This is a genomic window from Pedobacter sp. GQ55 (assembly GCF_059758925.1).
This window is the reverse complement of the sequence record NZ_JCAXEI010000006.1, coordinates 19,846-32,920: the sequence shown is the minus strand read 5'-3', so window position 1 is coordinate 32,920 and position 13,075 is coordinate 19,846. Positions and strand designations below refer to the sequence as shown.

Below are 13,075 nucleotides of genomic sequence, written 5' to 3'. Positions count from 1 at the left end.
GATTATTTTTTTGTAGCAGGTGCTTTTCTGGTTTTGCTTTTACCAGCCAACGGTAGTCCAGCTGCCGAGGCTTTAACATATTCCCCCCATGTTAAGTTGTCCTGTCCGTCAATTTGAGCCTTTGCTCTTTCTATAGCATACTGTGCAGCGGTTTCAACAACCCAGTCAAAATTCTCCTGACCGACGCTGGTCACTTCGGCGTCCGGTGCCGGATTGCAGAAATCAATAGCATAAGGTATTCCATCGCGTACCGCGAACTCTACCGTATTAAAGTCATAACCCAGAAACTGATTCAGTTTAATCACATAGTCATGAATGGTTTTTAATAGTTTCTCACTCGAAGGAGGTGTGTTTACCTGGTAACGCAAATGAAAAGGATTACGTGGTTCATATTGCATAATCCGGACATATTTGCCCCCAATGCAATAACACCTAAAATATTCATCAAAAACGATCTCTTCCTGAAGCATCATCACTGTCTTTTTTGTCTGACTATGCTTGTCAAAAAAATCTTCAATATCATGTAGCTTGTAAACTTCTTTCCATCCTCCGCCATCAAAAGGTTTCATATATGCCGGGAAGCCGGTATATTCAAAAATGGCCTCCCAATCTAAAGGAAATGCCAGGTTGCTGAATGATTCGTCAGATGTATCATCAGGTTGTTCGTAAGAAGGGATCAAAGCTGTTTTAGGTACGGGCACCCCAATCTTTACGGCCAATGCATTATTAAAAAACTTTTCGTCTGCACTCCACCAAAAGGGGTTATTTATTACTGCGGTTCCTGTAATTGCTGCGTTTTTTAGCGCAGAACGATAAAAAGGAACGTCCTGAGATATCCTGTCGATGATCACTGCGTAGTCCAGCGCTTTGCCCTGAAATATCTTATCAATATTCACAAATTCGGCGCTAATGTCCTTTCCTGCAATCTCATTTACGCGCTTTACAAAAGCCTCGGGGAAAGATCTTTCTTTGCCGAACAATATTCCGATTTTTTTCATGGTATCTATTTTAGATGTTTTTTGTTAAATTATAATTGTGATAGGTATTCTGGTAGCATCTTTCTCCATATCGGCCAGTCATGATCTGCATTTTGCCTCACATCCAGCCAATGATTAATTCCTTTATTGGTTAATATCTGCGACAATCGTTCATTATCGGCCTTGCATATATCTCTTTCGGCTGTGCCCAGTATTATTTTCATGTTCCACAGCTCTGGATTATTGTCGTTTGGTAAAAAGTCTACCGGATTATTAAAATAAACCTCATCATTATAAAATCCGTCCAATTGCGCCCTAATATCAAAAGCTCCACTCAGGCTAAACAGATGACTGACCAGCCATGGATGCCTGAAGGCAAAATTTGCGGCATGATATCCTCCAAAACTACTGCCGGCTGTGATGATTTTAGCATGTCCTGTTTCCTGGCGAGCCATTGTCGAGACCTCTTCCAGTAAGAATTTGTCGTAAAAAGTATGATTTTTTACCCTGTCGGCCGGATGGATGTTCTTGTTGTACCAGCTTAAACTATCAATGCTGTCCACACAGTATACCTTAACTTTCCCCTCATCTATAAACCACTGAATAGATTCGATCATTTTGAAGTCCTTATTCTCAAAATATCGTCCCATACTGGTAGGAAAAAGAAGGATAGGGTAGCCGCTATGCCCAAAAGCGAGCAATTCAAAATCGGCACTTAAGTTATTGCTGTGCCACTTTTTATATTCCTCTTTCATCCCCCAAAAATTTAGATGCTTTAAGATAAGAAATAAAGAATGTTAAAAGCAAGCAACCTGCCTATTTCTTACGCTAAATAGTTGTTTTCTATAAAATTACACGCCAGTTATTTTAATTTTTGCTAAGAGTATTACTTTTGCAGTGCATTTGAGAGAAAGGGAAATTGCTGAACTATGTACACTACACTATTACTTCCGGAAGTTATTAAAACTGAAAAAACCATACCATCAAAATACCTTAAAAGAACAGTAGAGCTTCAAATCTTTGTTCCAGACAACCTTTTGGGTAATGAACAATTAAATCTGCTGTTGCTAAACGATGGTCAGGATACAGAAGAATTAGCGCTGCAAAACACGCTTACCTCACTGTATGGGCAAAACAAAATAGAACCTCTGGTAGTTGTGGCCATAAAAGCTTCCAAAGATCGTTTACAGGAGTACGGAGTTGCCGGTATACCTGATTTTCAGGACAGGGGCAGCAAAGCGCAGTCTTATACAGATTTCATTATTAAAGAACTTATGCCTTTTGTGCAGACCACAGTTGAGTTTCCTATAAATGGGAAACGTGCTTTTGCGGGATACTCACTTGGCGGGTTAACCGCTTTTGATATTGCCTGGAATAATGATAACTATTTTGATGCTGTTGGTGTTTTCTCTGGGTCATTCTGGTGGCGTAAAAAAGACCTTAAAGACGGTTATACAGATAACGATCGCATTTTGCATCAGCGCATTATGGATACAGAGGTTAAACCTGAATTAAAGTTCTGGCTGATGACAGGAACTGAAGATGAGCTTGCCGATAGGAACAAAAACTTCATTATCGATTCTATTGATGATACCATTGATGTGATCAAAGAACTTTTGAAAAAAGGCTATAAAAGACCCGATGATATCGCATATTATGAAATGGTTGGAGGCAGACACGAATTAAAAACCTGGGCAAAAGCAATGTCGCCATTTCTGATCTGGGCTTTTGGGAAAAAGAATCTTTTTTAAATCTACCCGAGTGCCTGAATCTGATCTGAGGTGTAGATAAATACACCTTTTTTATCCGTTAACGATTCTTTAAGCATGGCCGAGGCTACAGTCTCAATTTTAATACTCCTGTATTTTTTTAAGCCACCAATTAAAAGCGGGTTGAGCAGACGCATCAGGCCGATCATAATTTTTTCGGCACTGCGTTTTTCTTTACGATCACCGTCAAGCAGCGAAGGGCGATAAATATAGATGCTTTTGAAGGGGATTGCCTTGAGATCTCTTTCTACCTCACCCTTGGTTTTGGGATAGAATAAGGATGAATTGATATCCGCACCCATTGAAGAGATCAAATGGTAAGCAGTAGCGCCATTGTTTTGTGCAATTGAGCCAATGTCTAAAGGGTACCAGTAATCAATCTTTTTGTATTGTACTTTATCCGGGGTTTTACTATTTGTGGTACCCAGGCAACAAAATACGACATCTCCGGTAATGTCTGCCGCGTACTGATTTATATGATCAAAATCAACAATCAGTTCTTTTAGCTTTGGGTGTTCAATATTTAGCGTTTTTCGCCCAATAGCCAGCACCTGGTTATAATTAGGGTTATTCAGTAATTGCACCAACAGGTTATTGCCTATCAGTCCGCTAGCACCCAGTAATATTGCTTTTTTTGACATTTAAAGGAACTTATTTTTGAATATCTATGCTTTCGTCCGATTGGTCTCCGCTTCCGGCTTTATACGAATAATCTCTTGCTTTTTCGTCAGCGAGCTCATTACCCTCATGTTCGTTTTCACAGTTCTGATCCAAACGGTCATTCCACTCATCCAGTCCTGTTTTATGGTGCTGGTCCACTTTTGGTGGATTCTTTTTATCGGTTTTTTTTGTTTTGCTCATCACTGTCGTAATTTAGTATATAGGAAACACCTGAGGGCATACATTGTTTAAAATTAAACGATAAACGACATAAATAAAACTACTGTCGGTAAAGCCCCGCAAATTTTTCCGTAAAAAAGAGTTAAACGCCTCTTAACTAATGTACTGAAATCTCGATAATTAATCTTATCTTTGCGCCAAAAATTAGTAGCATTTTATGCAAAAAATAAGAAATATAGCTATCATAGCCCACGTTGACCACGGTAAAACTACACTGGTCGATAAGATCTTACACTCTTGTTCAATCTTCCGCGATAACGAACAATCGGGAGATTTAATACTTGACAACAATGATTTGGAGCGTGAGCGCGGTATTACCATCGTGTCAAAAAACGTTTCGGTTATGTACAAAGACGTTAAAATCAACATTATTGATACCCCTGGTCACGCCGATTTCGGTGGTGAGGTAGAGCGTGTATTGAAAATGGCTGATGGTGTATTGTTATTGTGTGATGCTTTTGAAGGTGCCATGCCTCAAACACGTTTCGTAACTCAAAAAGCTTTGGCTTTAGGTTTGAAACCTATTGTTGTGGTAAATAAAGTTGATAAAGAAAACTGTCGCCCTGAGGAAGTTTACGAGCAGATCTTCGAATTGTTCTTCAACTTAGAAGCAACAGAAGAGCAACTTGATTTTCCTGTAATTTACGGTTCATCGAAACAAGGATGGATGAGTACTGACTGGAAAGTACCTACAACAGACATTTTCGCACTTTTAGATACAGTTGTTGCAAAGATTCCACCTGCGCCAACAAACGATGGTACTTTACAAATGCAAATTACCTCTTTAGATTATTCATCTTTCGTAGGTCGTATTGCAATTGGTCGTGTACACCGTGGCGTAATTAAAGAAAACCAACCGGTTACTTTGATTAAACGGGATGGTAAAATGGTAAAATCAAGAGTAAAAGAATTATATACTTTCGAAGGTTTAGGAAAAATCCGTGCCACCGAAGTAAAATCAGGTGATATCTGCGCAGTTGTAGGTATTGATGGTTTTGATATCGGTGATACGATTGCTGATTTCGAAGCTCCTGAACAATTACCTGTAATCAAAATTGATGAGCCAACAATGAACATGTTGTTCACTATCAATAACTCACCATTTTTTGGTAAAGAAGGTAAATTTGTAACTTCTCAACGCTTAAAAGAGCGTTTATATAAAGAAATCGAGAAAAATCTTGCGCTTAAGGTGGTAGAAACGGAGTCTCCTGATTCTTATTTGGTATACGGAAGGGGTATCCTCCATTTATCAGTATTGATCGAGACCATGCGTCGCGAAGGATATGAAATCCAGGTTGGTCAGCCACAGGTAATCATCAAAGAAATTGATGGTAAAAAATGTGAGCCTATTGAAACCCTAATCGTTGATGTACCGGGTGAAGTTGCGGGTAAAGTAATTGAATTGGTAACACAACGTAAAGGTGAGTTATTGATCATGGAACCAAAAGGAGACCTACAGCATTTAGAGTTTGATATTCCTGCACGTGGTATCATCGGGTTAAGAAATAACGTATTAACTGCTACAGGTGGTGAAGCAATTATGGCACACCGTTTCAAAGCATACGAGCCTTGGAAAGGTGTTATCCCTGGCAGATTGAACGGAGTATTGGTTTCTATGGAAAAAGGAAGTACTACCGCTTATTCAATTGATAAATTACAGGATCGTGGTCGTTTCTTTGTTGATCCGGGAGTAGATATCTACGAAGGACAGATTTTAGGAGAGCACATCCGTGATAATGACTTGGTGGTTAACATCGTAAAAGGTAAAGCGTTAACTAATATGCGTGCTTCTGGTACAGATGATAGTCAGCGTATTGCTCCGGCAATTAAATTCTCTTTGGAAGAAGCTATGGAATATATCCAGGCTGATGAGTACATCGAGGTAACTCCGTTAAGCATGCGTTTACGTAAAATTCACTTAACTGAAGCTGCACGTAAGCTAAATAAAATTGTATAAATAGGAATTTTTTTCTATTGATAAGTCATAAAGCCTGTTTCGCAAGAAACAGGCTTTTGTTTTTTGTTATTTTTGAATTTTAATAAAGATACTATGGAATCATTAAAAGGTAAAAACGCAATCATTACCGGAGCAGGTAAGGGAATAGGCAAAGCAATGGCTATTGCTTTGGCGCAGGAGGGCGTCAATATAGGTCTAATGGCCAGAACTGCGTCTAATTTGCAGACTCTTGCAGAGGAATTAAAACAGTATGGGGTCAAAACAGCAACTGCTACAGTTGATGTGTCTGATATTGAGAACGTTAATGCAGCCGTTGCTCAGGTTAAATCTGAATTGGGTGTAATTGACATTTTAATTAACAACGCCGGAACGGCTTCTTTTGGATCATTCCTTGAATTGGAGCCCTCAAGATGGGAAGAGATTGTTAAAGTAAACTTATTTGGGGCTTATTACACCACCAGGGCGGTTTTACCTGAAATGATAGAAAGAAAAACCGGTGATATTATTAATATCTCCTCTACAGCAGGTAAAAATGGCGCCGCAGTAACCAGTGCCTATAGTGCTTCAAAATTTGGTTTAATAGGAATGTCAGAGTCGTTAATGCAGGAAGTGCGTAAACACAACATCCGTGTAAGCACGCTATTGCCAAGCACCATCGCAACTGATATGGCTAAGGATCTTAAATTAACTGATGGTAATCCTGACAGGGTAATGCAACCAGAAGATTTTGCGGAACTGGTTGTTGCTCAGTTAAAATTAAACAGAAGGGTGTTTGTAAAAGAAGCAGGTCTTTGGTCTACAAATCCGTAATCCAGCTATTCAAATAAAAACCTAAAGTAGGCATCCGGATTTTCCAGAAAACCCCGGGTCAAACGGTAATGCTCTGTCTCTTCGTAGCAGGTCTCTTTTAGTCCGTCTTCACCGAAATTAAAGATTTGTGAACCAGGATAACAAAGAAGCATCGGGGAATGAGTCGCAATCAAAAATTGTGCTCGTCCCGATCTTTCCAGCTTATTGATGATAGACATAAAGGTCATCAGTCTGGTAGGCGATAATGCGGCCTCAGGCTCATCCAGGATATAAATACCGCTCTGAAACTGATTTTGAAAAAGTGCCAGAAAGGATTCTCCATGTGATTGATGGTGTAGTAACTTTCCGCCATATGCCTCAAGGAGTCGCGAATCCGAGACGGCCATTTCGTCTATGTAGGCAGCAAAGTTAAAGAAGCTTTCTGCCCTCATAAAAAATCCTTCAGTAATACGTCTGGGTATCCATTGTAGGCCCAGATGTTTCGTTAATGGATTTTCATAGCCCTCAAAATGATGTCCGGTATTTAAATTATGATTGCGGTTTCCTCCGCGCAGGTTAAATCCGCAATGTTCTGCGAGCCCTTCCAGCAGTGTAGATTTGCCTGAACCATTTTCCCCAACAAAGAAGGTAACATTGCTGCTTATTTTTAGTGTTATGCCCTCCTTAAAGGCAGGGATAGAAAACGGATAGTCGGGTGCATCTATTTTAGGTAACGATATTTGACGCAAAAAAGCCATTTATGAAACTAATCGTTGGTTCTGCGGTGGCGGATAAAATAGTGCGCCAGGTTAATCCCTATAAAAATATGATTAATCAGGTTTGGAATTAAGCCGTAATATTTCGTGAAGATGTGAAATCTTTCTTTAAGGCTAGCCAGATGCTTTTTCTTAGAAATTCCGCCGACCAGGTACTTGGCTACGTAAATGTGTGTATTGACAATGCTCGAAGCATGTTTGGCAGCTTTAATGATCCAGTCAATATCAGCGCTATATTTATATTTTAAGTCGAAAGGTTCTGCCAGGCTTCTTCTAACATAAATGGCCTGGTGGCTTATACTCATTCCATACCTGAAGCTTTGCCAGTCAAAGTTTTCGGGTGCATGGTGTCTTCTTTGGCCCAAACTAATCCAGTCCTGGTCAAACATTTCTGTTTCACCATAATAAATATCTGCTGATGCAGCACTCTGAAATACCTCGGTCACCGTTTCGGGCGCATAAATCTCGTCTCCTGAATTCATGAAAAGCACATAATCTCCAGTTGCAAGTGCCAGCCCTTTATTCATGGCATCGTATATGCCCTTATCCGGTTCAGAGATGAACTGGGTTAACCTCGATTTATAATTATAGATCTTGTCTACGGTGCCGTCTTTTGATGCGCCATCAATAATGATGTATTCAATGTTCTTATAAGTTTGATTCAGCACAGAAAGCATGGTGCGTTCAATATCCTTTACATTATTATAAACGATAGTAATGACACTTAACTTTGGTTGCATGTGGTTCTGAATCTAAAAAATTATCGGGGTTGTAAATCTATCAGTGACTGATACAATAATAAGTGTTTTTCTGCAATTACTTGCTCAGAGAATTGATTTAAAATTGTTCTTCTTGCTTCTTTCTGAATTTCAGGCGCATTTTCATCGTGATATAGCCACTCAATGCCCGTTGCAAGATCTTCAGATGACTGGTATTCTGCCAGGTACCCATTTTCAAGATGTTTTACCATGTCTGGTATGCCACCTGTTTTAAAGGCCACCACAGGCGTTGCGCACGACAGGCTTTCCATTACCGTGTTTGGCAGGTTATCTTCAAGAGAGGGCGTTATGAAAGCGTCTGCCGCCGAATAACACTTGGCCAGATGGTCGTCATTGCTAATGGTGCCTAAAAATGTTGTTTTAAACGGGAACTCCGGCATTTGGGCATTATCCTTATTGCCAAAAATCACCAGCTCTATATTCTCTTTAATAATCCCTGGTCTTGTTGCAAGGTCATTTAGTGCATCTATTAAATAAGATGTGCCTTTATGCTTGTCGTTTTTAGACGGCATAAAACCACTCATCAGCACGAACTTACTGGGATCTATCTTAAGGATTTTTTTAGCTTCAGATTTTACATACGGTTTAAAAACCTCGGTTTCAATTGTGTTTGGGATGACCGTTACTTCTCTAAATCCCATTAAACTGCTCAGTTTAACTGAATCGGCCATCCATCTGCTTGGGGCAACAATATGACAGTTTAATTCCGAGTAAGCTTTTTTCTTACGCAACCAGGTTTTGTGTGAGAAATCATTTTTACCGCTTGAACGAAGTAAGGGGCAGTTGCCACATTCTTTAAAGTAGTTTTCGCAGGAATAGCGTACATGACAACCACCTGTAAATGCGTTGCTGTCATGAAATGTCCAGACTACTGGTTTCTCCAGTTCATCAATTTCCGCCAGAAATTTTGGAGATAAGAACCCGTGGTTGATCCAGTGCAGGTGTATAATATCAGCCTGTTTTACTGCCGGATGGTCAATCACTGAAGTGCCAAACCACTGGAGCGAGAAAGGTGTTTTCACAGCTTTGGCTACAGCCTTGGATAAATAACGTTCAGAAAGGATGTTAAATACGGCTTTTGCCCTTGCAAAAGGACCCTTACTAAAAGTTCCCGTTTTTGAGCTTTCGGAAAACTGAAAGTAAACCATCACTTTAGATTCGATGCCACTTGCATTTAGTGCATCGCTTAATCTGAGGCAGGCCCTTCCGGCGCCTCCATTACCTTCGTATGTATTTAGGTGTACTACTTTCAATGAATCAGACTTAGATAATTGTTTCCTGTTTAAACGGTTATGCAGCCTAAAATAATATATATTTTCAATCTTTATTAAATTCTTGTGTATTTTCGTCAGACTTTGATTTTTTACAGACTTTAGGTAACAGCCCTGTAATGATCGTCTATTTATAAGAACTAAAAAAGCAATATGGGTAACCTGTTAACCGACAGACAGTTTTGGGTGAATTATTGGGAAAGCAAAACCGGGTTATCGGTTAGTATTCCCGAAAACTATCTTTTTCATAAAGAACTGGCAGGCATTATTAGTGGCCAAAAAGTTAAAACGGCTATTGAATTGGGTGGTTTCCCAGGATATTATGCCGTTTTTCTGAAGAAGTATTTTAAACTTGATGTTACCCTGCTTGATTATTTTGTACACCCACCGGTTACTAGTGCTTTATTGCAGGCCAATCAACTAAACGAAACCGATATCCATATTATTGAAACGGATTTGTTTAATTATACGCCGGAGCAACAATATGATCTTGTTTTATCTTGTGGTCTTATCGAGCATTTTAATGACACTGCCGACATCATTAACAGGCACATCAATTTTGTAAAGCCAGGAGGGACCTTGTTTATTACACTGCCTAACTTTAAAGCTTTAAACGGATGGTTTCAAAAAAACTTTGATAGGGAGAATTACGATAAACACAACATTGATTGTATGGACCCCAGGCTGCTCGAAAACATTTGTAAGCAAGCGGGTTTAAAGGTGATACAAGCCAAATACTTTGGTCATTTTAGTTTATGGTTAGAGAATCAGCAGCAAAAACCGGCAGGAATAAGGCTGTTAAAAAAATCGCTGTGGCTGGCGGGTAAAATATTCACCAAAGTATTCCCTTTCAATTCCAAACAGCTTTCGCCTTACATTATTTTAGAAGCAAGAAAGCCTTAGATTTTACTTAATCCGTTGTACTAGGTAGCGTTTCAATCTATCCCATAAGGTTCCTTTTCTGTTTTTCAGGAAGCCCTTGATGGCAGCATATGCAGCAGGGCTTTCAGCTATCGTATCAGGAAACTGGGTTATGGGTTTGGGATTGATGATTACATTGTAAATATCGTTAATCCCCGAATGTATGCCTGATCCGTCATGGCCGATGTTGTTTACCAACGATTGTGAGGGGTTAAGCGTTAATCCGCCTTTTAAAAATATAGAAGCATACCATCTTATTGCCCATGAATTGTTCTTGCCGCTTTTAAAGTCTTCCATCTGTTTCCAGAAATTCATGGTATGCTCGATAGAAAAAGCGCTTTTTGCGGATTTGTCAAACTTAGCCATCAATGTGTCTATGTTGGGTTCAAAATGTTCCCATGCCCTTTCCCATGTTGCCCAGCCCCAGCTTGTAGCAGCACGATAAAAGAAGGTTTCGGGTAAACCAGCATCTTTTAAATTGTACATATAAGCGCCAATATGCATTACTTTGCTTTCCTCGCGGTACCGGGTTAATGCCTCATTAAAATAGGTTAATGTATAAGGTGAAGTGATCAGGTCGTCTTCAAAAACAATTACTTGCTTGTAGTCTTTTATGAGTTTGCTTACCCCAATGATAATTGATTTGGCAAGCCCCATGTTTTCCTTGCGCTCTACAACCTCGATCGATTTAAACCCCTCAATATTTTTAAGCAGTTCCCTTACCTCAAGCACATTTTTTTCGTCCGTTTCCGATTTGAATCCATCAGAAAACACAAATAGCCTGCTTTCAGTAGCCAGCTCATTCTGTTGTAAAAATTTAAGTGTTCGCGCAGTATGTTCAGGACGATTGTAAACAAATAATGCTATGGGCGCAAAGGTTTGCATAAATCTAATCTTTTATACCTTCAACAATTAAAGACGAATAACCCAGAGGTTCATTAAAACGTTTATCGTACCTTTTAGATCTGATCACATGCCCGTCTTTACTATCCCACTGGTTAAAATGAAACTGACCGTTCTCGTCGTAATACTCTAAAAGATTTACACGGTAGCCTGATTCCTGGAATGCTTTAGACAGGGTTTTATAGTCATATAGTAATTTATGGTCATGAGCGCCCTCCCCGTGTCCACCTGGTTTCACCATATTTATGTAATCGGGATTGGGGTGAAGCCCATCTGGAACCGCAATTCTAACCACTCCTCCTTTTTTAAGGTACTTATTGCAATTCTTTAAAGCAACGATTGCATCCTCATAGCTGATGTGCTCAAAAACATGCTCGGCTAAAAAACGGTCTGCTTTTTTATCCCCAAATAAGTTGTCAAACGAAGCAATCTCTAACAAATTAAGGTGCTCAATATTGGTCGGTAACCAATCCTTATAATCAGTGGTATGTGCCCCAATAATGATCTGGAGTTTTCCGGTGCTGTTCTTTATTTTAGCCTTAAGCTGAATGAGCTCCAGCATGTTCTTGGGCTTATATACAATTTCTCTTATTACCTTTCTTAAGGACATCTTTAGTATGTTATGATTTATGGTAAAGTTAAAACGTTAAATGCAAGGCGCTAATATATTAATATTAAAATTTATGTAGGGCCTAGCCTGGCTGATCTGCTGAACCTTTTAATTTCTGGTATAATGTAATTAACAGCAGTGATTTAAGCATCATTATACCATGATGTCTTGTTTTTGGGATAAGTAAAATCCAAAATGTTGAACAGCCATAGGCAACCAATGTAGCCATTGCTGCCCCGGCTATTCCATATTTAGGAATCCAGAAAGTGTTTAATATAATGTTGATCACCGCACCCATTGCGGTACGCAGCATAGATAGTTTTGTATAGCCCTCGGCAATTAAGAACTGAGTACTTGCAGTACCCAAAAATACAAAGATTCCCGCCCAGATGTGTATCGACAACACATGCGCGCCACTATAAAATTCGGGTTTAAATATTCTGAAGAGATACGGAGCGGAAAATGTGATAAATATGGCCAGGACCATGCTGATCCAAACCATTAAATCGTACAGGTTTTGCATCCTCTTTTCATACCGCTGGAGGTTGTCCCTGCGGGCATTCATAATGGCGGGGAATACTGAGGCGGCTACAGCAACGGGGATAAAATACCATGCTTCGGCAAATTGAACGGCATTGGCGTAAATCCCTAGCTCCCCGGAACCTTTATAATATTCAATCATCAGCTTATCAATGTTCATGTAAATAGAAACAAGGATCGCTGAAAATGCCAGAGGCCACGAGTTTTTTAACAGAAATTTAGCGATATCGCGCTTAAATGTCCATCTGAAAACTGATTCTCCATTGTTCTGATAGATAAATAGGTAACCTGCAGCCAGCAATGCGGCATCTAATAAAAGCGCAAAAACAAACCATTTCAAACTGGCGCCAATAATGATCAACGTAAGTTTAATCGCAGCAGAAAGAACGTTTCCTGCTATTTGTACACGCATGATGTACTTGCCTTGCGTTCTGGATTGGAAGAAACTATCAATAATATTGAGCGACTGGATTAAACCGGTAAAACCGACGGTCATAATAAAAACCAATGGAGTATCGATTTTGTTATAGCTATTAACTATAACGTATGTTGTGTAAATCAGCGGAAGAACAATAAGGCCTCCAATAAGCTTTATAGCAAAGCCGGTTCCTAGCAGTTCATTCTTCTTTTCTGGATTCCGCAATAGCTCTCTGGTTATAAAACCATCTACCCCCAGGGCTGCGGCGGCAGTAAAAAAGGTTACAAAAGCTACAGGATAATTAAGTATTCCGTTTTGATCTTTCCCTAAATAATTTGTTACGGCAATGCCTACCACAACTTTAATGGCCATGCTTCCTACTCTGGCCAACATTAGCCAGCCTGTATTTTTCACATATTTCTCCAGGGCCGTCTGATCAAAACCTTTAATGCTTGGGATCCTCAC

Annotated in this window: 14 protein-coding genes; 4 read left to right on the top strand and 10 right to left on the bottom strand. The window is 39.6% G+C overall.

The features are described 5' to 3' along the window. Nucleotides 1–2: 2 nt before the first annotated feature. Both AC6CH7_RS16450 and AC6CH7_RS16445 read right to left on the bottom strand, forming a co-directional pair. A complete protein-coding gene (locus tag AC6CH7_RS16450) occupies nt 3–998 on the bottom strand; it encodes an ATP-grasp domain-containing protein (RefSeq protein WP_498263788.1) in 996 nt (331 codons plus the stop codon). A gap of 29 nt (nt 999–1,027) precedes the next feature. Then, nucleotides 1,028–1,732, bottom strand: coding sequence for an esterase family protein (locus AC6CH7_RS16445; protein ID WP_498263787.1), 705 nt, complete (start codon nt 1,730–1,732; stop codon nt 1,028–1,030). Between the two features lie 174 nt (nt 1,733–1,906). Here AC6CH7_RS16445 and AC6CH7_RS16440 point away from each other — a divergent pair, with 174 nt between their 5' ends. Then, a complete protein-coding gene (locus AC6CH7_RS16440; RefSeq protein ID WP_498263786.1) occupies nt 1,907–2,728 on the top strand; it encodes an alpha/beta hydrolase in 822 nt (273 codons plus the stop codon). A 2-nt stretch (nt 2,729–2,730) separates the two neighbouring features. Here the strand turns inward: AC6CH7_RS16440 and AC6CH7_RS16435 are convergent, their stop codons facing one another. Both AC6CH7_RS16435 and AC6CH7_RS16430 read right to left on the bottom strand, forming a co-directional pair. Then, nucleotides 2,731–3,387: a Rossmann-fold NAD(P)-binding domain-containing protein gene (locus AC6CH7_RS16435; RefSeq protein WP_498263785.1), complete on the bottom strand. Its 657-nt coding sequence runs from the start codon at nt 3,385–3,387 to the stop codon at nt 2,731–2,733. Between the two features lie 10 nt (nt 3,388–3,397). After that, complete coding sequence (locus AC6CH7_RS16430) at nt 3,398–3,607, bottom strand: hypothetical protein (RefSeq protein WP_498263784.1); 210 nt, start codon at nt 3,605–3,607, stop codon at nt 3,398–3,400. Between the two features lie 196 nt (nt 3,608–3,803). Here AC6CH7_RS16430 and typA point away from each other — a divergent pair, with 196 nt between their 5' ends. Continuing rightward, nucleotides 3,804–5,603 (top strand): translational GTPase TypA, encoded by a 1,800-nt coding sequence (gene typA / locus AC6CH7_RS16425; RefSeq protein WP_498263783.1) that lies wholly within the window; start codon nt 3,804–3,806, stop codon nt 5,601–5,603. Between the two features lie 93 nt (nt 5,604–5,696). Continuing rightward, the gene (locus tag AC6CH7_RS16420; RefSeq protein ID WP_498263782.1) at nt 5,697–6,413 is read left to right on the top strand and encodes a 3-ketoacyl-ACP reductase; all 717 of its coding nucleotides are present in this window, start codon (nt 5,697–5,699) and stop codon (nt 6,411–6,413) included. 5 nt (nt 6,414–6,418) lie between these two features. Here the strand turns inward: AC6CH7_RS16420 and AC6CH7_RS16415 are convergent, their stop codons facing one another. From AC6CH7_RS16415 to AC6CH7_RS16405, 3 genes are read right to left on the bottom strand one after another with little or no spacing between them, the layout of a single operon-like run. After that, nucleotides 6,419–7,150 carry an AAA family ATPase gene (locus tag AC6CH7_RS16415; protein WP_498263781.1) on the bottom strand — a complete coding sequence of 244 codons (732 nt, stop codon included), beginning with the start codon at nt 7,148–7,150 and terminating at the stop codon, nt 6,419–6,421. 8 nt (nt 7,151–7,158) lie between these two features. Beyond that, nucleotides 7,159–7,908, bottom strand: coding sequence for a glycosyltransferase family 2 protein (locus AC6CH7_RS16410; protein ID WP_498263780.1), 750 nt, complete (start codon nt 7,906–7,908; stop codon nt 7,159–7,161). Between the two features lie 20 nt (nt 7,909–7,928). Next, entirely contained in the window at nt 7,929–9,200 is a 1,272-nt protein-coding gene (locus AC6CH7_RS16405) for a glycosyltransferase family 4 protein (protein WP_498263779.1), read from the bottom strand. A 171-nt stretch (nt 9,201–9,371) separates the two neighbouring features. On the opposite strand from AC6CH7_RS16405, the gene AC6CH7_RS16400 reads away from it, so the two are divergent. Further along, nucleotides 9,372–10,121, top strand: coding sequence for a class I SAM-dependent methyltransferase (locus AC6CH7_RS16400; RefSeq protein ID WP_498263778.1), 750 nt, complete (start codon nt 9,372–9,374; stop codon nt 10,119–10,121). Nucleotides 10,122–10,124: 3 nt separating this feature from the next. On the opposite strand, the gene AC6CH7_RS16395 is transcribed toward AC6CH7_RS16400, so the two are convergent. From AC6CH7_RS16395 to AC6CH7_RS16385, 3 genes are all read right to left on the bottom strand, one after another. After that, on the bottom strand, nt 10,125–11,024 hold the full coding sequence (locus AC6CH7_RS16395; RefSeq protein ID WP_498263777.1) for a glycosyltransferase family protein: 900 nt from the start codon (nt 11,022–11,024) through the stop codon (nt 10,125–10,127). Between the two features lie 4 nt (nt 11,025–11,028). Further along, a complete protein-coding gene (locus AC6CH7_RS16390; RefSeq protein WP_498263776.1) occupies nt 11,029–11,652 on the bottom strand; it encodes a class I SAM-dependent methyltransferase in 624 nt (207 codons plus the stop codon). Between the two features lie 82 nt (nt 11,653–11,734). Then, a complete protein-coding gene (locus tag AC6CH7_RS16385; protein WP_498264040.1) occupies nt 11,735–13,075 on the bottom strand; it encodes a flippase in 1,341 nt (446 codons plus the stop codon).